The sequence below is a fragment of the Hyphomicrobiaceae bacterium genome (assembly GCA_041397645.1).
GTDB lineage: Bacteria > Pseudomonadota > Alphaproteobacteria > Rhizobiales > Hyphomicrobiaceae > Hyphomicrobium_B.
In genome coordinates this window covers 1,780,065-1,799,401 of record JAWKWE010000004.1, presented here as the reverse complement: position 1 = coordinate 1,799,401, position 19,337 = coordinate 1,780,065, and the positions used below count along the sequence as shown (strand labels likewise).

The following is a 19,337-nucleotide window of genomic DNA, read 5'->3' as shown; positions in this document are numbered from 1 at the left end:
CCATGGAGACGATTTCCGCCATTGTTGGAGTATTGTGGTCGCTGTTGAGCGTCGTGCTTTCGCTCGCGTGGTGGGTGGTTTCGTATCTGGTCTGGGGAATGCTGTGGCTGTTGCTGCCGCTTCTTCTTATTGCCTTCATCGGAGTGCGCGTTGCGGAGAGAGCGTTCGGGCGCGAGACGGTTCGGGCGTGGGTGAAAGCGCGCACGATGCGTTTTGGCTCGGGAACGTGGAACCGCGTGCGTCCGTGGTTGTTCGCGCTGGGAGCAGCGCCGTTCCGCGTGCTGGTGTGGTTCGTGATCTATGCGGTTTGGCACGCCTGCATCAGCATCTTCTGGACGCCGCGCTGGACGCCCTGGCAACGCGCATGGGGAAAGAAGTGGAAGGACGCGCGTCCTGACGCCAAAGCAAATGCGAAGTGAACGCGCTTTGCAGCAGGGCGGATTATTCCACTCAGCCGAACAATCCGCCGTTGCTGGCACCCTTTTTCGTCTTGGCCGCGAAGCGGACCGCCTCCTCGGCGGCGCGAACGATCGCTTTTGCTTTGTTGATGCACTCCTGCTGCTCGTTGGCAGCAATGCTGTCGTGCACGACGCCTGCGCCGGCTTGAACGTGCAGCACGCCGTCCTTCACCACGGCGGTGCGCAGCACGATGCAGGTGTCCATCTCGCCACCGGCGGAGAAGTATCCCACGCAGCCCGCGTACGGCCCGCGCTTGGCTTTTTCCAGCTCGGCAATGATTTCCATCGCGCGGACCTTGGGCGCGCCTGAGACTGTGCCCGCCGGAAAGCCTGCCATCAGAGCATCAATAGCGTCGTGATTTTTCTCGTCGAGATGTCCCACGACATTCGACACGATGTGCATGACGTGGCTGTAGCGTTCGATGACGAACTGGTCGGTAACGCATACGGTGCCGACTTGCGCTACCCGTCCAACATCGTTGCGGCCAAGGTCGAGCAGCATAAGATGCTCGGAACGTTCCTTGGGATCGGCAAGCAACGCACTCGCAAGGGCGCGGTCCTCCGCCCCGTCGCTGCCGCGGCGGATGGTGCCCGCGATGGGACGGATGGTGACTTCGCCGTCGCGCACGCGCACCAGAATTTCAGGCGAGGACCCCACCAGCGAAAAGTCGCCGAAGTCCAGGTGGAACAGGAACGGTGACGGATTTAGGCGCCGCAGCGCGCGATAGAGTGCGAACGAAGGCAGTGTGAATGGCGCGGAGAAGCGTTGGGACAGGACGACTTGGAAGATGTCGCCGGCCTTGATGTACTCCTTTGCCTTCGCGACCATGGCGAGATAGTCCGCCTCGCTCGTGTTGGAGACCGGATCGGGCATCGCCAGGGTGTCGAGTCGCGCCGCAGTCGCGTGGGGTAACGGCTCATCGAGACGCGCGACGATGGCGTTGAGACGCTTCAGCGCGCCATCATACGCTTCCTGCGCGCTTACGCCGTTCGCTGGCCGCACCGGCGTTACGATGGTGATTTCGTCTTTGATGCTGTCAAAGATGGCCATCAGCGTGGGGCGGATCATGATCGCGTCCGGCACGCAGAGCGCATCGGGCGTCATCTCGGGCAAGTGCTCGATCTGGCGAACCGTGTCGTAGCCCATGTAGCCAAACACACCGGCTGCCATCGGAGGCAATCCCTCCGGCAGTACGATGGCGCTTTCGGCAAGCAGCGCACGCAGCGAGTCGAGCGTCGGAGCGCTTTCAGGCGTGAAGGCGCTTGGATCGCGCTCGGCTTTGCGATTGATCTCAGCGTGCGCACCGTGGGCACGCCAGATGATGTCCGGCGCAAGACCGATGATCGAATACCGCCCGCGCGTCGCCCCGCCTTCAACCGATTCCAAAAGGAAACTCATCGGACGGCGGTCGGCGAGCTTCAGATAGGCGGAAACCGGTGTTTCCAGATCGGCGACGAGGCGTGTGTAGACGACTTGCGGCTTGCCCTCACCGTAGGCGCGCGCGAACTCCTCGAACGTGGGGCTGGCCGCGCTCTGCTGGGGACCGTCACCACTAATGGGCCCAGCCGCGGGAGCGCAGCCAGCGGATTGCGTCTTCGACATCGGCGTCGCCACGGCTTGGTCCCGTGGTCCTCCCTGTTATTCCTCGCTCGTGCCCAGCACGCGCTGCAGCTCGGCCTCGTTGACAGTGGCGCCAAGTTGCTTCTTCAGGGCTTCGGTGTATTCGGTGAGAACCTGGTTCGACAACTCAGGAGAGATTTCCTTGGCGAGCTTGTCGAGATCCTCCTTGCTGGGGGCCGACGCTGGCGTGATGTCTTCAACCTGAAGAACCACGCGAGACTGACGATCAGGTGTTTCTGCCGATCCCGCCTTGCCCTTCTGCAAGGCAAAAGCCTGTGCCACCGCCGATTGCGACAGACCCTGCGGAATAGTCGTGCGCGTCACCGGATCGGTTTTCTGTACCGTGTTGCCGGCAGCCGCTTCGATTGCGCTCAACGGCTCGCCGTTGTCGACGCGCTCGACCAGTTTGGTGGCAAGTTCGCTGATCAGTCGGGTGCGCTCGTTGGACATGTAACGCGCCTTCACCTCGTCCTTGACCTCATCGAAGGTCTTTTGTTTGGGCGGGTCTGTGGAGATCGTGTTGACCCAGGCAAAAGTATTGTCGGGTAGGTCGATCCCTTCCTGGTCGAGACCGGTATCTGGCGAAAATACCTCTGCCATGATCTTGCGCAGGTCTGACGTTTGCAGGGCTGGCTTGCCATCAGGCATCAAGCCGCGGCTGTCGGCTGCGTCGACCTGTTTGTAGGTCAGCTTCATCGTCTCAGCGATTTCCTTCAGCGTCTTGCCGGCGTTACGCGCATCCTCGATCTGGTCGCGCGTTTCCTGCACCAGCAACTGCGCCTTGGCCGTCGCCAGCTTGTCCTTCACTTCGTCTTTGACGTCGTCGAAAGTCTTGGTGACGCCGGGCTCGATCTGCGTGACGCGCAGCAGCACGGTGGCGAACGTGCCCTCGATGACGTCGGAGATCTTATCCTTGTCCAGCGAGAATGCGGCGTCGGCGATCTTCTTGTCGATGAGCTGCGCTTTGGTGATGAGGCCAAGGTCGACGTCGGTGTCTTGTGCACCAGCGTCCTTTGCGACTTCACCGAAGGTTTTGGTTCCCGCATCGAGCGCCTTCTTGGCAGCTTCTGCTGCGGCCTTGTCCTTGAAGGGGATCTGCTGAATACGGCGCTTCTCTGGAATGTCGTAGGATTCCTTGGTCTTCTCGTATTCGGCCTTTACATCGCTGTCGGGGATCTGAATCGTTTTCTTCAGATCGTCAGGCGAAAGGAGCAGGATTTCGAACTTGCGATATTCGGGGGTCATGTATCCCGACTTGCCGGCCTCGTAGAGTTCCTTGAGCTTGGCTTCGTCTGGATCGGTCACAGTCACCGCTTTCTCTGGATTGATGTCCACATAAGCGATGGTGCGTTTCTCGTTGTTATAAGCATAGATGGTCTCAAGCATCGGCTTGGGAACAGTCTGGGCTGTGACGAAGGCGCCGATCATGTCCGTGCGCAGCTGATCGCGCTTGCGCAGCTCGACGAACCCCTTCTCGCTCAAGCCGACTTGACGCAGGAAGGCGTCGAAGCCCTGGCGAGAGAACTTGCCGTCGGCGCCTTTGAAGTCGGGGTCGTTCATGACCATGTCGACGATGCTCTGATCGGACAGTGACAGACCCAGGTTATTTGCGTGCTGCTCGATGGCGGCGCCGCCCACGAGCTGATTGAGAACGCGGCGATCGATCCCAAGCGAGCGACCCTCAGCTGGCGTCAGACGGCGGTTGGCCTGTTTCGAGAACTGGTCGAGTTCGCTTTGGAAGCTGCGGTTGAACTCCTCCGCCGTAATCGGTGTCCGGCCAACGCTGGCGATCGAGCCTTGCCCCCAGCCCCGGAAGACGTCGGCGACGCCCCAGATAGCGAACGAGAACACCAGAATTCCGAAAAGCAGCTTGGCGACCCAAGTCTGGGCGCCGCGGCGCATTGCCTCTAACATGGAGGAGTGGTTCCCATAGTTTTTGGGCACAACGCCGTCCTGCCGCGCGAAAGGGCATAACGGGTGCACCATACGGTCAATCGTGTAACATCCCGTACGTGACGGGACGAGCCGGCATGATATGAAGCGCAGCCCGGAAGCGAATGCAAGGGTGAGGCAGCGCCGCTGAGGCGGCTAATGCCGGGTTTTGGGGTTTGAAGTCAACGGGGAGGCCTTAAGGGCGGGATGGGCGCAGGCGAAGAGGAAATTCGGCCGCTGGTGGCGGGTAACTGGAAAATGAACGGTCTGCGGGCCGGACTAGGCGAGGCTGCGGCGGTGCGTGCTGCTTTGTCAGGTCCTTTGGCCAGGGTTGCGGCCGATGTCATGATTGCCCCCCCGGCCACCCTATTGATGGTTATGAGTGACGCTGTAGGGGCTGGGCCAATACAACTGGCTGGTCAGGATTGCCATGCAAACGCGTCTGGCGCGCATACCGGCGATGTTTCAGCTGAAATGTTGAAAGACGCCGGAGCAAACGCCGTCATCGTGGGGCATTCTGAGCGCCGCACCGATCATGGCGAACGGGACGGCGACGTTCTGCAGAAGGCCGTCGCGGCCCATCGCGCGGGGTTATGCGCAATTATATGCATCGGCGAAACGCGCATGGAGCGCGAAGCTGGGCACACCCTGACTGTTGTCGGAGAGCAACTTGCAGGTTCGCTTCCCGGAGCATCGACAGCCGCCAACACTGTCGTTGCCTACGAGCCTGTTTGGGCAATAGGCACCGGTTTGACCCCGACTCTGGAAGATGTTGCGGAGGTCCACGCCCTCATCCGCCGCGATCTTGAGGCGCGTTTTGGCAAGGAAGGCGCTAAGATGCGCATTCTTTATGGAGGCTCGGTGAAGCCCGACAATGCGAAAGCGCTCATGTCGGTGGCCCACGTCAACGGCGCGTTGGTAGGCGGGGCCAGTCTCAAGGTGAGTGATTTTCTAGCCATAATCAATGCCTACGAAGGATGATCATGCCCTTTAGATCGATATTGCCGGTCGCATTTGGCTTTGTCGTGCTCTTGCAGGGCGCGGCGCTCGCCGCATCGCCGAAGCTGGACAAGGACACTTGCGACCAGCTTCAGGCCGAACAGGCCAAGTTCATGCAGAGCGGAATCATGTCGGACATCGAGAAGGGCGCTGCCTGGGGCAAGGCCAATCTGTCGGCGGAGCGTCTGCGAGAGGTCGAGCATTTCATCTTGCTTGATGAACAGGTCAAATTCGGCTGCCGCGTGGTCTCGCTCACCGATGAGGGCAAGAAGGTCGAGGAAGCTGCCAAGCGTCTGGAACTCAATCCCAACCTCGATCCGACCCTACCCCCGCCGCCTAAGAAGCCGACCGCGAAAAGCACCGATTCCAAGTCCAGTAAGTCTGCGCCCAAACCGGCCGATGCGCCGAAGTCGGGGGATACGAAGCCTCCCGCTTCGGCCAAGAAGAGTTCCAAGCCCGCCTCCAGCGGTGCTAGCACCCAGGGGAAGAGCAGCGCAGGCCCAGGAAACAGCGCGCCACCAGTGCAGGTGCAGTCCGCTCCGGTAGAGCCTGCGCCGCCGGCCAAGACGCGCAGCTCAGATGCCTATAAGCCGCCGCGCAGCCAAGCCTTCAAGCCACCGGCTTTTGTCGAGTGACATGTCTGGTTCGTGATAAGTTTATGAATTTTATGTCTTTCTCGCGGGCATAGGGCACCCTAGGCGGCATTTGGCTGTTTATGCCCACGCACTAGCCAGCGCCCTTGCAACCGTGTATGACGACGCCCAAATCCCAATCCGGCTGCATTGCTATAAGGATCTCCACGGTCATGGCTACCGTTTTGCTCGTCATTCACCTCATGGTTGCTGCGGCGCTTGTCGGCGTCGTTCTTCTGCAGAAGTCGGAAGGAGGCGCTCTGGGCATCGGCGGAGGCGGCGGTGGCGGCTTTCTCACCGGTCGCGGCACGGCTAACCTTCTTACGCGCACCACGGCGATGTTGGCGGCTGCCTTTTTCGCCACCAGCATTTCTCTGTCGCTGCTGGCCCGTCATCAAATCAAGCAGGGATCGGCATTCGATGCTCCGGCTGCAGCAGGCGCGCCCGCTACGGGCGGTGAGACGCCCGCTCCCGCAAGCGGTGGCGGCGGTATTCTCGACAAGCTACAACCCCCGGTTCAGCAGGCTCCCGCCCCTGGTCAGGTTCCCGGCGGCCAGTGAGGACAAACACGGCCTGATCTTGAGCTAACGCTCCGCCAGACCATACGAACACGATCGTTTTCGAGCGCGGCGCGGAACACGAGTTCTGCGCCGCAGCTGTACTTGTGGATCTGAAGTCGCGGCTCAGTTGCACCGGTCGCTCTAGTGCCCTGTGGATGTGGCGATATTGCCGCTTGGAGAACCCCCGACTCCCATGCGAGACCAAAATCCCATGCAACGGTACATCTTCATCACCGGCGGCGTGGTCTCCTCCCTAGGCAAAGGTCTCGCATCAGCCGCTCTCGGCGCGCTTCTCCAAGCGCGCGGATACTCTGTCCGCCTCAAGAAACTCGATCCCTATCTCAATGTCGATCCGGGCACGATGAGCCCGTATCAGCACGGAGAAGTGTTCGTGACCGATGATGGCGCGGAGACAGACCTCGACCTTGGCCACTACGAACGCTTCACGGGCGTGCCGGCCAAGAAGTCGGACAACATCACGACGGGTCGAATCTATCAGGAGATCCTCGCCAAGGAACGGCGCGGTGATTACCTGGGCGGCACGGTGCAGGTCATTCCGCACGTCACCGACGCCATCAAACAGTTCGTGCTGACCGGCAACGAAGATGTCGACTTCGTACTCGTCGAGATTGGCGGCACGGTGGGCGACATTGAGGGATTGCCGTTCTTCGAGGCCATTCGTCAGCTCGGCAATGAGTTGCCGCGCGGTTCGTCCGTCTACATCCACCTGACGCTGATGCCATACATTCCTTCGGCTGGCGAACTGAAAACAAAACCGACCCAGCATTCCGTGAAGGAGTTGCGTTCGATCGGTATTCAGCCCGACATCCTGTTGTGCCGTGCCGACCGGGAAATTCCCGTTGGCGAGCGCAAGAAGATTGCGCTGTTCTGTAACGTGCGGCCGGAAGCGGTGATCCAGGCGCTCGACGTCGCCTCGATCTATGACGTGCCGTTGGCATACCACGCGCAGGGCCTCGACGCGCAGGTCATGGACGCCTTCGGCATCACCGGCGCACCCAAGCCCGATCTGACGCGCTGGGAGAACATCTCCCACAATATTGCCGCGCCGGAAGGCGAGGTGACGATTGCCATCGTTGGAAAATATACCGGGCTGAAGGATGCGTATAAATCGCTGATCGAGGCACTCGTCCACGGCGGCATCGCCAATCGCGTCAAGGTCAAGCTGGATTGGATCGAGTCGGAAGTCTTCGAGCGCGAGGACCCGGCTCCGTACCTCGAAGGCGTCAACGGCATTCTCGTGCCCGGCGGCTTCGGTGAGCGCGGCGCGGAGGGCAAGATCGCGGCGGCGCGGTTCGCCCGTGAACGCGGTGTGCCTTACTTCGGCATCTGTTTTGGCATGCAGATGGCCTGCCTTGAGGCGGCGCGCAATCTGGCAGGCATAAAGGACGCGAACTCGACCGAGTTCGGCGATACCGGCGAGCCGGTCGTCGGCATGATGACGGAGTGGATGCGCGGGAACGAACTCGAGCAGCGTCGCAGGGGCGGCGATCTGGGCGGGACCATGCGTCTTGGCGCGTTTCCGGCGGCATTGATGGATGGCAGCCGCATCGCAAGGATCTACGGCAATACGGAAATCTCCGAGCGGCATCGTCACCGTTACGAGGTGAACACCCGATACCGTGAGCGGTTGGAGAATTGCGGGCTCCGGTTCGCTGGGATGTCACCCGACGGCCTTTTGCCTGAGACCGTCGAATATCCCGACCACCCCTGGTTCATTGGTGTTCAGTATCATCCAGAGCTGAAGTCGCGTCCGTTTGAGCCGCATCCGCTGTTTGCAAGCTTTATCTCGGCCGCTGTCGAGCAGAGCCGTCTCGTCTAGTGCAACGGATTTCCGTTTTGCGCGCTGGGAATGAGTGAGGCGCTTAAGCGCCTCACGTCACTTGCATGCGGTTTCGATCAATCCGCCGGTGACCGCGGAGAACTTGCGGCAGACCGTAACCTCGTTGCCGTTCTTGTCCTGCTCCGTTGATGTTTCGACGTCGGTTTTGGGCGCTGGTTCCAGCGCGGCCGTGACGACGGGCTCATTGGCGGACTTGGCGTCCTCGGCCTCAGCCGCTGTGATCTTTGCAGCCTCCTTGATCTTCGCGATGCGCGCCCGTTCTTTGGCGGCCGCTACGGCCTTGGCGCGGGCGGCTGCGGCGGCCTTAGCCTTCGCTTGGGCGCGCGCCTTTGCGAGAGCACGACGGCGCTCGTAACCGTAATCATCAGAATAGGATGCGCGCGATTGGTAGCCGTAAGACCGGCCGTATCCGCCGCCGCCGCAACCGGCTTCAGCCGTTGAAACGAAGGCGCTGGCTGCAACTACCGCTCCGGCAATGGCAGCAAAAATCTTGGTGGTACGCATCGGAGAGGCTCCTATGTATGTGTTGGTTCAGCGCAGTGTTGAGCGCTTGATGGACACACCATGGAGAAAGCGGCCGCACCGCTCTGTTTCGTAGGAAACAGGAGTTGGCCACCTGGCAAACATGCGCTCACCAGATCGCGGGCTATTGGTTCTTATGGGCTATTTGCCATTCGTTGCGGCTGCGAAAAATTGCCAGCATGGTACGAACCGCAATGATAAGAATTCAGGTGAATTGATCTTGCGGAGTGCATGATTGTCCAACGATCACGTTAAGGATTTGCGGCTGGCGGCCTTGCGCCAGTCTGCCTTGCTCGACAGTCCTCCTGACGAACGATTTGATCGCATTACGCGTATCGCGAGATCGGCACTAGGTGCGCCGGTTGCGTTGATTTCGCTGGTTGATGAGGATCGGCAGTTCTTCAAGAGCTGCATCGGCCTGCCGGAGCCGTGGGCTTCGTTGCGGCAAACGCCGCTGTCACATTCGTTCTGCCAGTACGTGGTTCGCGACGATGTCACCCTTAGGATCAACGACGCACGCAACCACGAGCTTGTCAGAGACAATCTTGCCGTCAGGGATCTCGGCGTCGAAGCTTATCTCGGCGTGCCGATCCGTGCGCCCGGAGGATATCCGGTCGGCAGCCTGTGCGTGATCGATTCCAAACCTCGCAATTGGACGGCAGAGAGCGAAGCCTTGCTAAGCGATCTGCGCAATATCGTCGAGGACCAGATCGCGCTGAGCTCTGCGGAGCGGCACTGGCGCAGTATCCTCAATGCGGTGCCGCTCGTGATTTGGTCGACGCTGCCCGACGGCTATCACGACTTCTATAACGATCGCTGGTACGAGGTGACGGGTGTTCCCCACGGATCAACAGATGGCGAAGGCTGGAACGGAATGTTCCATTCCGAGGATCAGGAACGCGCGTGGGAACGCTGGCGCCAATCTCTGAATACTGGAGGTGACTACGAGATCGAGTACAGGCTGCGCCAGAAGGATGGCCAATACCGCTGGATGCTCGGCCGCGCGCTGCCTATTCGAGACGAGCAGGGCGCCATCGTCCGGTGGTTCGGCACCTGCGTTGATATTCACGACATGAAGGCGGCGGAGGAGGAGCGCGAGCTGATCAATCAGGAGCTTGCGCACCGCATCCGCAATATCTTTGCGGTCATCGGCAGCCTCATCTCCATGTCGGCGCGGCAGGAGCCGGCGGCAGCCGCCTTTGCGGATGAGCTACGCGGACGCACCTCCGCGCTTGCGCACGCCTATAGCCGCGTGTTGCCTGCAAGCGATCTGGGAGCAGCGCAACCGGCTGGCCAACAATCGCTCCATGCGCTGATCCGTTCCATCCTCGCACCTTATCCAGGGAAGGCGGGAAGTGGCGCGACGATAGCAGGCACGGACTTGCAGATAGGCTTGCGTGGCGCGACCTCCATTGCCCTCATCATTCACGAACTTGCGACCAATGCGGTCAAATACGGCGCGCTCTCTCAGGTTGGCGGCAGCGTCGAAATCACAACCTCCGTAGAAGACGATACCCTCGTGCTGATCTGGCGCGAACACGGGGGACCGGCAATCGCGATGGAGCCAAAAAAGGGCGGCTTTGGTTCAGTCGTGATGACGAGAGCGGCGGCCAGCCAACTCGCTGGGTCGGTCGAACGGGTGTGGGAGCCTTCCGGTCTCGTTGTAGAACTGCGAGCGGCGCTCGGCCGCCTCGATTGACGCGCGAAAAAGCGTGAAGCTAAGGGGGAAGACAAGGATGGCAATTGAGTTCTCCGATGTGGCCTTGCGGCTCGTCGGCGCATTTTACACTTTTGCGGGGGTCGTGGCGTCGCGCGCGGGCGTCATGTCCAGGATGCTTGACGCCACCATATCAGCCATTGGTGGAGAGCAACCATCGTGGGCGGAGACCGCTCGTGCGTTTTGGATGGCCTGTGCAGGGATCGGCATCCTGGCCGGCGGCGTTGCGCTTATGCTGCAAACGCATCTTGCCGCATGGCTGTTTGTCATTTCTGCGCTCGCGCAGGCCATCTATCTGGGCGTTGTCGCACCCAAGTTTCTCGATCCTGCAGATCCCCCCGATGCGACGGGCCGCCAGCAGACCACCAACGCCTTCGCTTTCTACCTCGCGGCCACCGCGCTCGTCCTGTGGGCCAGCGTCAGCGGAAGGTTGCAGGACTGGCACTCGCTGCCCTGGCCAATCGTGCCGCTGGCTGTGGTGGCTGTCGGCGCCTATGCGGGATATATTCTGATAAGGTTCTTCAAACCGCTTACGAAGTAGTCCGGCATTTCCGGCTTGCGCGCGATAGCGCTCTTTTCTAAAGCGCGCGGCTCGGCTATCTCAGCGAGGATGAAAAGTTCTCAAGTCGATATTCTAATTGTGCCTGGCTGGCAGGATAGCGGCGCCGATCACTGGCAGTCGCGCTGGGAGCGCAATCTCAAGACCGCGCGCCGCGTCATCCAGGACGACTGGGATAATCCCGATGTTGAAGTTTGGGGCGATCGCATCGCAAAATTCGCGGCTGGCGCAACTCAGCCCGCAGTCGTGGTTGCGCACTCGCTTGGCGTTCCCGCGGTGGTTTTCGCCGCTGACAAGCTCAAAGCCAAAGGCGTAATCGGGGCGTTCCTCGTGGCGCCGGCGGATGTGGAGTTTTCGCGGTTCTGGCCCGACACGGGCGGCGAGCGTTGGCCGCCCAAGAAGGGGCACGGCGGTTTTTCGCGAATGCCGGACAATAAGCTCCCTTTTCCTGCGCAGCTCATCGTCGCCAATAACGACCTGTATTGCGCGTTCTCGCGTGCAGAGATGTTAGCCAAGTCGTGGGGTGCGAAGCTCACTGATGCGGGTGAAGCGGGCCATATAAACACCGTTTCCGGACACGGCCCGTGGCCTGATGGTCTGCTGCAGTTCGGACAGTTTCTTAAGAGTCTCGGCTAGAACTGTCCGACCCGCTTGAGCATTGCGCTCAAAGTCCTCAGCTTGCCTTGCGGCCCGAGCCACCGGGCTTCTTGCCGCCGCCGTCCTGCTTGTTCACCGTCGCCCAGGCGCGCCGTTCAGCCTCTTTTTCGGATAGGCCCTTGTCTTCGTAGCTGTGGGCTATGTGATCAGCCTTGCGTTCTTGTTTGGCTGTGTACTTGGATTTGCCTCCGCGAGCCATGGTGTGCTCCATATGCTTGATCTGGAAATCAAGATAAGTTCAAATTGGTACCCTTAACTGAGCAGAAAACCCTTTGCGCGGCAGGTAGTTCCGGTTTCATTGAGGGGAACCAGCTCCGGTGACGCGCGTTATCGGTTTTGATGGACCATCGACATCGCTGGAGAGCCTTCTATGTCCCGTTCGACGCCAGAGATCGACACGCTCAAGACCTTGCACACTGCCTTGATCGACAGCCGTAACGGCTATGAAGAGGCGCTAAACCAGGCAGAGGGTGGTGATCACATCATTCTATTCCAGGAATTGATTGCGGCACACCAGACCTCCGCGGTCGAGATCGAGCAGCGCGTCGCTGCTTCAGGTGCAACGCCTGATATTTCCGGTTCGTTCATGTCGACGATAAATCGCACCATGATGGACGTGCGCGCGTTGTTCACTGGGCTCGGCGACGCGGTGCTGCCTGCGCTGATCAGCAGCGAAAAGCGAAATATAGAACTCTACGACGCCGCGCTGAAAGTTTCCGGCGCCGACTACGCTCCGATCCTCTCGGCCAATCGTGAATCGCTTATCGAGCTGATCGGGAAAATGGAGCGCCTGCAAGCGCGCGCTGTGGCGTAACGAACCGTATCGCCACGCGCTCTTGAACAGTGCACACAACAAAGCCTCCGCTCCCGCAGGACCGGAGGCTTTAAAATTTCACAGCGCAAATATTTCATAGCACCCGCGCAGTCGATGCCAAACTGACGGTTGTTCGCAGGGCTGACCGGCGCACGAGCCTTCAGGTCTTCTCGATATCGGCGACAGCCTTAGCGAGGGCCTCAGCCATGAAGGAACGGATCTCGGTGTCGGAGACAGCGATGCCCTTGGCGGCGAAATCTGCTTTCACTTTTCCGAACACATCTTCATCGCCCTTCTCGGCGAGGTCGGCCTTGCGTACAGCCTTGATGTAGTCTTCGAGTTCAGCACCCGACAATCCCATCTTCGCGCCAGCCCATTCAGCGAGCGCCCTGTTGCGCCGTGCCTCGGCCTTGAATTTGAGATCGGCGTCATGGGCGAATTTCTGCTCGAATCCCTGCTCGCGTTTGTCGAACGTGGTCATGGTATATAAAACCTCCCAAGTAGATCTACAACCAGAGGCTGTGTTCACCGGGGTCCGGATACTCCTCTGGGGAATTGTTAATCGCAGCGATAACCCGGCCTTCGAGGCAAATCAACGGCTTGGCGAGATGGTTCACCAGAAGGGCCCTGCGGCTCATGGTCTACATTGTTTCTGAAGGGCCGTTCCGCTAGTCTCAGACCCAAGTTTGGGACGCGTCGCGACAGAGATCCCCATCTCTAACGGATTTCGAAAGACGTTGGAAATTCAAAGGGTCAGTGCCGCACATCGCGCGGGTTAGACAGAGAAATAAGTGAGAGTGAGCGTTGATCCTCAGAGGACCAGGAATGAATAAGCGTCGTCGCATTTACGAGGGCAAGGCTAAGGTGCTCTACGAAGGCCCTGAGCCAGGCACGCTCATCCAACATTTCAAAGATGACGCCACCGCTTTCAACGCAAAGAAGCATGCGTTGATTGAAGGCAAGGGCGTGCTGAACAATCGCATCAGCGAATTCATCTTCCAGAAGTTGAATGAGATCGGCGTGCCGACACACTTCATCAAGCGTCTCAACATGCGTGAGCAGTTGATACGCGAAGTCGAGATCGTGCCGCTTGAAGTGGTCGTGCGCAATGTTGCGGCCGGCTCGCTTTCAACGCGCCTCGGACTTGAAGAGGGAACCACGCTGCCGCGTTCGATTATCGAGTTCTATTACAAGAACGATGCTCTCAACGATCCGATGGTGGCTGAAGAGCACATTACGGCATTCGGTTGGGCTACTCCGCAGGAGATCGACGAGATCATGCAGCTCGCGCTGCGGATTAACGACTTCCTCGTCGGCTTGTTCTTGGGCATCGGCATCCGCCTCGTCGACTTCAAGGTCGAGTTCGGTCGTCTGTACGAAAATGAACAGGTGCGCATAGTGCTCGCCGACGAGATCAGCCCCGATTGCTGCCGGCTTTGGGACATCCAAACGGGCGACAAGCTCGATAAGGATCGTTTCCGCCGCGATCTCGGCGGAATGCTGGAAGCGTATCAGGAGGTCGCCAAGCGTCTTGGCGTGTTGACCGAACATCGCCCCCCCAAGGGCGCTGGTCCGGTTCTGGTTGCTTCCAATCCGCCGACCGTCAACGGCAAGCCGAACTGAGTCATCTGATCAGAATCTGGGGAATTGGGCTGTACATCGGCCCAATTTCTGTTTTTGGTGGCCCGTAACGTTTGCCCATCGCCTGAGGAAATTATGAAAGCCCGCATCAAAATCACGTTGAAGAACGGCGTCCTGGATCCTCAGGGCAAAGCCATCGAGGGTGCAGTGAAGGGCCTGGGCATCACGGGTGTGGGCGATGTGCGCCAGGGTAAGTACATCGAGGTCGATCTGAAAGAAACCGATCCGGAAAAGGCCAAGGCCATCGTGGAGCAGATGTGCAAGGACCTGCTGGCGAATACCGTCATCGAAAACTACGCTTACGAGATCGGCTGAGGAGGCGGTTTCGGGAATGGATCCCTCCCGAGAGAAAACCGTTTCTAAGTTCATGTCTCTGGTGCTGCGCCACGAGCCTGAAGCATTGGGAGTCGCGATGGATGGGCACGGCTGGGTAGATTTCTCCGAGCTGTGTGCGGGTCTGCAGGACAAATTCGACGTGAGCCGGGAAGACGTGCTTGGCATCGTCGCACGCGACCCGAAATCCCGCTACACGCTGGAGGGCAATCGTATCCGCGCTGCACAAGGGCATTCGCTCGACGTCGCGCTTGATCTTGAAGCGCGCCCGCCGCCTGAGTGGCTGTACCACGGCACGAACCGCAACGCCTTTGAGGCCATCGAGACAGAGGGCTTGACGCGGCAGGCACGCACGCACGTCCATCTGTCCCCCGATTGCGATACCGCGACGATGGTGGGATCTCGACGGCGCGGGGGCCTTGTTATTCTCCAGGTGGCCGCGGGCAAAATGGCAGAGGCAGGATACGTCTTTTATCTTTCGCAAAATGGCGTTTGGCTGACGGATCACGTTCCACCGCAGTTCATCACGCCACTGCGCGGCACCTGACAAAGAGCCGATTACCCTTGTATGGATGCGGGATGACCGAACCCACTTCGCAAGATACCAAAGCTGGCCGTAGCGATCACGCGCACGCCATTCGCTTCATGGCGATCAAGGCAGCAATTTTCATCCTTTTGCCCCTGGTCGCGGCCGGGCTTGCTGTCGTGTTCCTGATGCCCAAGTAATTGGCACAGAATTATAGGAACCCGTTTAGGCCAGGCGCGTTGAGAGGTCACCTCCTCGCTCGCACAAAAGGGTTCTGCCGTGGAAATTCGAGCCTCCGCCAAGCTTCGCTATGTGACCACGGCGCCGACGCCGTTCCTGTTCCAGTTTGAAGTCGCCAAGACGTCGGCACAAGTGGTGCGTCAGGAAGAGCTAATTCTTCCGCCTCAAGCCGCGCGCGAGAGATATGTCGATCCTATCAGCGGCACCCGGCGGCTTCGTACAGTCTTGGGACCTGGGCCCGTTGAGGTGATCTACAAGGTGGTTGCTGATCTGACGGTTCAGAAGTTCGCTCCTGAACAAGTTCGTGAGTTCGAATTTGTTGAGCTGCCCTTCGAAGTCATCGAATTTCTTGCACCAAGTCGCTACTGCGCTTCCGATACGTTTACCGACTTTGCCTTCGACACCTTCGGCAATCAGCCCAGAGGCTATCAGCGGGTGATGTCGATCTGCGACTGGATCTTCAACAATGTCGCGTATGTTGCCGGCAGCACCGGTCCGAGCACAACGGCGGCCGATGTTTTTCATTCAAAGCAAGGCGTGTGTCGCGATTTTGCGCATCTTGCCATTGCTCTGTGCCGAGCCTGCGCAATCCCGGCACGCTACACCAGCGTCTACGCCGATCGTCTCTCGCCACAGGATTTCCACGCCCTGTTCCAGGTCTATCTATGCGGCCCCTCAGGCGGAGACTGGTTTACCTTCGATGCCACTCAAATGAGTTCGCCTGATAGCGTGCTGGCGATCGCGTCGGGGCGCGATTCCGCCGACGTGGCCTTTGCCTGGCCACAAGGTGAGGTCGAAGGCGAGCCACCGGAGATCGAGGTTCTGGCGCCGGGGCGTCGGAGTGCGACGATCACGGATGCAGCCGTGAGCGCACCCTGATTGTGGGGCCCTTATTGTTGGGCAAGAGAGGTGCACGCGACAAGCCAGCGGTAGACATGAGAGCCGAGTCCGCTTAGTTGCAGAAGCTCCAAACTCAGGCTTTCCGAGGTTCAGCCCATGCTCCGCGCCTCCGTCATCGTTTTCCCCGGCTCCAACTGCGACCGAGACGTGAAAACAGCCGTCGAACGCATTACGGGGTTTGCGCCGAAGATGGTCTGGCACGGAGACGCTTCGGTGCCGGCATCGGATATGATTGTGCTGCCCGGCGGGTTCTCCTATGGCGACTATCTGCGTTGCGGGGCGATGGCGGCGCATTCGCCCATCATGAAGGATGTGGTCAGCAAGGCGAAAGCCGGCACGCCCGTCATCGGCATCTGCAATGGCTTTCAAGTGCTGTGCGAGTCCGGCCTGCTGCCGGGCGCCTTGATGCGGAACGCTTCACTGCACTTCATCTGCCGCGATGTATTCCTCAAGGTGGAGGACGATCAATCGTTCTTCACCAAGTGCTATCGAAAAGGCGAAGTGATCAAGGTGCCGATCGCGCACGGTGAGGGCAACTACTTTGCCGACGAGGTGACGCTCGACAAGTTGGAAGGCGAGGGCCGCGTCGCCTTCCGGTATTGCGACGAGAACGGTGTGGTGACACCCGACACGTGTCCCAACGGTGCGCAGAGAAACATTGCCGGCATCACCAATGAAACCGGTCGGGTGCTTGGCATGATGCCTCATCCCGAGCGGCTTTATGAGCCTGCGCTGGGCGGCACCGATGGACGGCGCATTTTTGAAAGTGCGTTGTTGTCGGTTCTGGAAGCGGCCTGAGAAAGTGAAGTGCGTGATGAAGCTCCACTCATTCGTCGGCTTCGCGATGATGTGGCTTGCTGCGTGCCTTGCCTTGATGCCTGCCGCGAACGCCGACGACGCAGCATCGCCGCAGACCCTTCGCCTTGCCATCGTCAACACACCGAAGATGAGCGGGCTCATTGACGCACTGGCGGCGGACTTTGAGAAACAGAGCGGCATCAAGCTGGCGATCTATTCCGGCGAAGACGTCTACGAACGCGCACGCGCTGGGGAAGCCGATATCGTCATCTCGCACTATGGCAAGGAAGGCGTGAAAGCCTTCGTGCAGGAGGGGCTGGGGGATTGGCCGCAGATGGTCTTTGCCAATCAACTCGTCATAGCAGGCCACAAGAGCGATCCGGCAGGTATCAAAGGTATGGCGAGTGCAACCGCGGCGTTCGCAAAAATTGCCCAGTCCAAAGCGCCATTCGTAGCCAACGATCTTCCAGGCGTCTCGTATCTGACCCAGGTGTTGGGCGCCGGCGCTGGTGTCGAGACCGCCGAAGACTGGTTTTTGGAGCACCAGGCGGCGAAAGGGCAGGCGGTGCGTCTGGCTGAGGAACGCAAAGGGTACGTGATCTGGGGCGCACTTCCTTTCATGCGTTTTCTGTCGAAACACCCAGACTCGGAAATGGAAATTATGGTGTCGGCGGACAGCCTGCTGCAGCGCGTGATGGCCGCCATCGTCGTCAATCCTGAAAAGATCAAAGGGGTAAACCGGCAAGCGGCTGACCGCTTCCGCAGCTATCTTGTTTCCGCCCGCACCCAGGCGCTGATTGCGAATTACCGTTCGCCTGGCGCTGATGTGCAGTTGTGGTGGCCCTCGGCGCGCAACAACGCCGCCGAAGGGCGCGAGGAGTAACGGCTCTTAAGCAACTCTGCATTCATCGCGCGTTCCAGTGCTTCCCACGCGAGTGCCGATCCGGCTATAACGAGTTCCATGAAAAAATCGCGACGTCCTATTCCACTGATTGTTTGTGTAATGGTTCTTGGCTCTGGTGATGTCGAGGCTGGAAATCGCCGCGAATGCCAGGCTCTTGAGCAACGTTACGAGCAGATCAAGGCTCAGGCCTCCTCGATTGAGCGCAATTCCCTGCTGATGTCGGCGGCCTCGCAGCAATGCGAGGCGTTAAGCGAAACGTTGCTGAAGGATGGGGCGTCATTGGAGGCGCGCGATAGGCTTGGCAACATGGCGCTCGCCTTGGCTGCCAAGCGCGGCAGCGTGCCTATCGTAAAACTGTTCCTGGAACACAAAGCACCGGTCAACGCCCGCAATCTGGAGGCTTCCACAGCGCTCTACATTGCCGCGGAGGAAGAGCGTCGCGATGTAGCCGCTTTGCTGCTGGATGCGGGCGCCGATCCAAATCTTCCAGGAAGGAGCGGGATAACGCCGGTGTCGGCTGCGGCCTATACCGGAAACGGCGAACTCGTGGCGTTGCTGCTCGCCAAGGGCGCCGACCCGCGGGCGATTGATGCCACCGGTAAGTCCGCCATCATCTACGCGGCCGGACGCGCCTTCACGCCGGTCGTCAAAGTTCTTCTCGATCATGGCATCGACGTCAATCAGCGCTACGGCAACGATCTGACGGCCCTGATGTGGGCGGCTGGTCATACCGATGAGGCAGGCGCAGCCGACGTCAAGGAAACGATTGAGCTTCTTATTGCCCGTGGCGCGCACCTCGACGATGCCGACGACCGTGGCCGCACAGCGTTGATGACGGCCGCCGAGCTTGGGCACACGACGGCTCTCGAAACGCTCTTGAAGGCTCACGCCGACAAGACGACGAAGGACAAATCCGGCAAGACAGCAGCCGATCTCGCCACGGATCCAGCCATCAAGACGGCGCTCGCGGCAGAGCATTAGGCGCTCACAAGTCACACGGGCGCGGCTTGTGCTTACAGGTTAGCGCGAACCGTGTCCGGTTCCACCCAGGATCTGCATCCCGGCAAGATATTCGGACATCGCCTTCAGCCCATCAACCGGTGAAGCATTCATCAAATCCGACATGCCGGGATTGTTACCACGCGACCGATCGCGAAAATCCTTGATCGTCTTGTCCATGTATTCGCGCTGCTGACCTGCTAGACGCGGTACGGTGCTGTCGCCCTGATATTCTCCCAGGTGACAGCCGGTGCAGCCGACGGACTGGTTGAGGCCGATTGCTGCCGTCGCGACATCTTTCGGCGCAGAGGGTTGCTGGAGATCCGGCCAGGGCTTTGCCGCGAAGTAAGCTGCCAGCGCCATCATATCATCTTTCGTGAGATCGGCGACGACGGGCTGCATGGTGTCGTTCTTGCGCGCGCCGCTCTTGAAGTCTCGAAGCTGCAGATAGATGTAGCCTTCCATCTGCCCCCAGATGATAGGCGTAACTTTATCGATTGGTACGCCTTGCTCGCCATGGCAAGCACTACAAACCGCGGCCTTTTCCTCAATGCTGTCGGCGCGCGCGGTGGTCACTAGGGAGGTCGCTGCAAGTAGGGCTGTCAGAAAAACGGAGGGGGTTAGGGAATTCGAAGTGGCCATATGTTGCCTTGAACGAAGTGGG

Annotated in this window: 22 protein-coding genes and 1 pseudogene; 17 read left to right on the top strand and 6 right to left on the bottom strand. The window is 59.7% G+C overall.

Translation table 11 applies throughout. The features are described from left to right. The first annotated feature begins 2 nt into the window (after positions 1-2). Positions 3-419, top strand: coding sequence for a hypothetical protein (locus tag R3D51_08315; protein MEZ5899483.1), 417 nt, complete (start codon positions 3-5; stop codon positions 417-419). A 31-nt stretch (positions 420-450) separates the two neighbouring features. On the opposite strand, the gene trpE is transcribed toward R3D51_08315, so the two are convergent. Both trpE and R3D51_08305 read right to left on the bottom strand, forming a co-directional pair. Beyond that, positions 451-2,061, bottom strand: coding sequence for an anthranilate synthase component I (gene trpE / locus R3D51_08310; protein MEZ5899482.1), 1,611 nt, complete (start codon positions 2,059-2,061; stop codon positions 451-453). A 36-nt stretch (positions 2,062-2,097) separates the two neighbouring features. Further along, positions 2,098-3,993: a SurA N-terminal domain-containing protein gene (locus R3D51_08305; GenBank protein MEZ5899481.1), complete on the bottom strand. Its 1,896-nt coding sequence runs from the start codon at positions 3,991-3,993 to the stop codon at positions 2,098-2,100. 225 nt (positions 3,994-4,218) lie between these two features. Between R3D51_08305 and tpiA the strand changes: the two genes are divergently transcribed. From tpiA to R3D51_08285, 4 genes are all read left to right on the top strand, one after another. Next, positions 4,219-4,992: a triose-phosphate isomerase gene (gene tpiA / locus R3D51_08300; protein ID MEZ5899480.1), complete on the top strand. Its 774-nt coding sequence runs from the start codon at positions 4,219-4,221 to the stop codon at positions 4,990-4,992. Between the two features lie 2 nt (positions 4,993-4,994). Then, on the top strand, positions 4,995-5,645 hold the full coding sequence (locus R3D51_08295; GenBank protein MEZ5899479.1) for a hypothetical protein: 651 nt from the start codon (positions 4,995-4,997) through the stop codon (positions 5,643-5,645). Between the two features lie 170 nt (positions 5,646-5,815). Beyond that, complete coding sequence (gene secG / locus R3D51_08290) at positions 5,816-6,202, top strand: preprotein translocase subunit SecG (protein MEZ5899478.1); 387 nt, start codon at positions 5,816-5,818, stop codon at positions 6,200-6,202. A gap of 211 nt (positions 6,203-6,413) precedes the next feature. After that, positions 6,414-8,042 (top strand): CTP synthase, encoded by a 1,629-nt coding sequence (locus R3D51_08285; protein MEZ5899477.1) that lies wholly within the window; start codon positions 6,414-6,416, stop codon positions 8,040-8,042. A 57-nt stretch (positions 8,043-8,099) separates the two neighbouring features. Here R3D51_08285 and R3D51_08280 read toward each other — a convergent pair whose 3' ends face one another. Continuing rightward, complete coding sequence (locus R3D51_08280) at positions 8,100-8,567, bottom strand: hypothetical protein (GenBank protein ID MEZ5899476.1); 468 nt, start codon at positions 8,565-8,567, stop codon at positions 8,100-8,102. Between the two features lie 253 nt (positions 8,568-8,820). Here R3D51_08280 and R3D51_08275 point away from each other — a divergent pair, with 253 nt between their 5' ends. From R3D51_08275 to R3D51_08265, 3 genes are all read left to right on the top strand, one after another. Next, on the top strand, positions 8,821-10,284 hold the full coding sequence (locus tag R3D51_08275; protein ID MEZ5899475.1) for a PAS domain-containing protein: 1,464 nt from the start codon (positions 8,821-8,823) through the stop codon (positions 10,282-10,284). Positions 10,285-10,321: 37 nt separating this feature from the next. Continuing rightward, entirely contained in the window at positions 10,322-10,843 is a 522-nt protein-coding gene (locus R3D51_08270) for a hypothetical protein (protein ID MEZ5899474.1), read from the top strand. A gap of 69 nt (positions 10,844-10,912) precedes the next feature. Beyond that, complete coding sequence (locus tag R3D51_08265) at positions 10,913-11,497, top strand: alpha/beta hydrolase (protein MEZ5899473.1); 585 nt, start codon at positions 10,913-10,915, stop codon at positions 11,495-11,497. Here R3D51_08265 and R3D51_08260 read toward each other — a convergent pair. Further along, positions 11,481-11,717, bottom strand: a pseudogene (locus R3D51_08260) (hypothetical protein). The gene R3D51_08265 and the pseudogene R3D51_08260 overlap by 17 nt on opposite strands. A gap of 171 nt (positions 11,718-11,888) precedes the next feature. On the opposite strand from R3D51_08260, the gene R3D51_08255 reads away from it, so the two are divergent. Then, on the top strand, positions 11,889-12,332 hold the full coding sequence (locus tag R3D51_08255; GenBank protein MEZ5899472.1) for a DUF2383 domain-containing protein: 444 nt from the start codon (positions 11,889-11,891) through the stop codon (positions 12,330-12,332). 160 nt (positions 12,333-12,492) lie between these two features. Here the strand turns inward: R3D51_08255 and R3D51_08250 are convergent, their stop codons facing one another. Beyond that, a complete protein-coding gene (locus R3D51_08250; protein MEZ5899471.1) occupies positions 12,493-12,813 on the bottom strand; it encodes a DUF1476 domain-containing protein in 321 nt (106 codons plus the stop codon). A gap of 344 nt (positions 12,814-13,157) precedes the next feature. Between R3D51_08250 and R3D51_08245 the strand changes: the two genes are divergently transcribed. The 8 genes from R3D51_08245 (at position 13,158) to R3D51_08210 (ending at position 18,655) form a co-directional block, all read left to right on the top strand. Further along, positions 13,158-13,955: a phosphoribosylaminoimidazolesuccinocarboxamide synthase gene (locus R3D51_08245; GenBank protein MEZ5899470.1), complete on the top strand. Its 798-nt coding sequence runs from the start codon at positions 13,158-13,160 to the stop codon at positions 13,953-13,955. Positions 13,956-14,048: 93 nt separating this feature from the next. Continuing rightward, positions 14,049-14,288: a phosphoribosylformylglycinamidine synthase subunit PurS gene (purS, locus tag R3D51_08240; GenBank protein ID MEZ5899469.1), complete on the top strand. Its 240-nt coding sequence runs from the start codon at positions 14,049-14,051 to the stop codon at positions 14,286-14,288. Positions 14,289-14,304: 16 nt separating this feature from the next. Then, positions 14,305-14,853 carry an RNA 2'-phosphotransferase gene (locus R3D51_08235; GenBank protein ID MEZ5899468.1) on the top strand — a complete coding sequence of 183 codons (549 nt, stop codon included), beginning with the start codon at positions 14,305-14,307 and terminating at the stop codon, positions 14,851-14,853. A 32-nt stretch (positions 14,854-14,885) separates the two neighbouring features. Beyond that, positions 14,886-15,032 carry a phosphoribosylformylglycinamidine synthase-associated small membrane protein gene (locus R3D51_08230; GenBank protein MEZ5899467.1) on the top strand — a complete coding sequence of 49 codons (147 nt, stop codon included), beginning with the start codon at positions 14,886-14,888 and terminating at the stop codon, positions 15,030-15,032. A 79-nt stretch (positions 15,033-15,111) separates the two neighbouring features. Next, positions 15,112-15,951 carry a transglutaminase family protein gene (locus R3D51_08225; GenBank protein ID MEZ5899466.1) on the top strand — a complete coding sequence of 280 codons (840 nt, stop codon included), beginning with the start codon at positions 15,112-15,114 and terminating at the stop codon, positions 15,949-15,951. Positions 15,952-16,068: 117 nt separating this feature from the next. Beyond that, positions 16,069-16,770, top strand: a complete 702-nt coding sequence (gene purQ / locus R3D51_08220; GenBank protein MEZ5899465.1) for a phosphoribosylformylglycinamidine synthase subunit PurQ — start codon at positions 16,069-16,071, stop codon at positions 16,768-16,770. 16 nt (positions 16,771-16,786) lie between these two features. Next, positions 16,787-17,653: a substrate-binding domain-containing protein gene (locus R3D51_08215; GenBank protein MEZ5899464.1), complete on the top strand. Its 867-nt coding sequence runs from the start codon at positions 16,787-16,789 to the stop codon at positions 17,651-17,653. 78 nt (positions 17,654-17,731) lie between these two features. Further along, complete coding sequence (locus R3D51_08210) at positions 17,732-18,655, top strand: ankyrin repeat domain-containing protein (GenBank protein ID MEZ5899463.1); 924 nt, start codon at positions 17,732-17,734, stop codon at positions 18,653-18,655. A gap of 39 nt (positions 18,656-18,694) precedes the next feature. Here the strand turns inward: R3D51_08210 and R3D51_08205 are convergent, their stop codons facing one another. Further along, entirely contained in the window at positions 18,695-19,315 is a 621-nt protein-coding gene (locus R3D51_08205) for a cytochrome c4 (protein ID MEZ5899462.1), read from the bottom strand. Positions 19,316-19,337 lie beyond the last annotated feature (22 nt).

Bases quoted from the DNA above. Each gene is read 5' to 3' on its own strand.
- purQ (MEZ5899465.1), top strand. From the start codon at position 16,069: ATGCTCCGCGCCTCCGTCATCGTTTTCCCCGGCTCCAACTGCGACCGA.
- R3D51_08215 (MEZ5899464.1), top strand. From the start codon at position 16,787: ATGAAGCTCCACTCATTCGTCGGCTTCGCGATGATGTGGCTTGCTGCG.
- R3D51_08245 (MEZ5899470.1), top strand. From the start codon at position 13,158: ATGAATAAGCGTCGTCGCATTTACGAGGGCAAGGCTAAGGTGCTCTAC.
- R3D51_08235 (MEZ5899468.1), top strand. From the start codon at position 14,305: ATGGATCCCTCCCGAGAGAAAACCGTTTCTAAGTTCATGTCTCTGGTG.
- R3D51_08305 (MEZ5899481.1), bottom strand. From the start codon at position 3,993: ATGTTAGAGGCAATGCGCCGCGGCGCCCAGACTTGGGTCGCCAAGCTG.
- R3D51_08295 (MEZ5899479.1), top strand. From the start codon at position 4,995: ATGCCCTTTAGATCGATATTGCCGGTCGCATTTGGCTTTGTCGTGCTC.
- R3D51_08280 (MEZ5899476.1), bottom strand. From the start codon at position 8,567: ATGCGTACCACCAAGATTTTTGCTGCCATTGCCGGAGCGGTAGTTGCA.
- R3D51_08285 (MEZ5899477.1), top strand. From the start codon at position 6,414: ATGCAACGGTACATCTTCATCACCGGCGGCGTGGTCTCCTCCCTAGGC.
- secG (MEZ5899478.1), top strand. From the start codon at position 5,816: ATGGCTACCGTTTTGCTCGTCATTCACCTCATGGTTGCTGCGGCGCTT.
- R3D51_08250 (MEZ5899471.1), bottom strand. From the start codon at position 12,813: ATGACCACGTTCGACAAACGCGAGCAGGGATTCGAGCAGAAATTCGCC.
- R3D51_08315 (MEZ5899483.1), top strand. From the start codon at position 3: ATGGAGACGATTTCCGCCATTGTTGGAGTATTGTGGTCGCTGTTGAGC.
- tpiA (MEZ5899480.1), top strand. From the start codon at position 4,219: ATGGGCGCAGGCGAAGAGGAAATTCGGCCGCTGGTGGCGGGTAACTGG.
- R3D51_08230 (MEZ5899467.1), top strand. From the start codon at position 14,886: ATGACCGAACCCACTTCGCAAGATACCAAAGCTGGCCGTAGCGATCAC.
- R3D51_08205 (MEZ5899462.1), bottom strand. From the start codon at position 19,315: ATGGCCACTTCGAATTCCCTAACCCCCTCCGTTTTTCTGACAGCCCTA.
- purS (MEZ5899469.1), top strand. From the start codon at position 14,049: ATGAAAGCCCGCATCAAAATCACGTTGAAGAACGGCGTCCTGGATCCT.
- R3D51_08270 (MEZ5899474.1), top strand. From the start codon at position 10,322: ATGGCAATTGAGTTCTCCGATGTGGCCTTGCGGCTCGTCGGCGCATTT.
- R3D51_08255 (MEZ5899472.1), top strand. From the start codon at position 11,889: ATGTCCCGTTCGACGCCAGAGATCGACACGCTCAAGACCTTGCACACT.
- R3D51_08265 (MEZ5899473.1), top strand. From the start codon at position 10,913: ATGAAAAGTTCTCAAGTCGATATTCTAATTGTGCCTGGCTGGCAGGAT.
- trpE (MEZ5899482.1), bottom strand. From the start codon at position 2,061: ATGTCGAAGACGCAATCCGCTGGCTGCGCTCCCGCGGCTGGGCCCATT.
- R3D51_08210 (MEZ5899463.1), top strand. From the start codon at position 17,732: ATGAAAAAATCGCGACGTCCTATTCCACTGATTGTTTGTGTAATGGTT.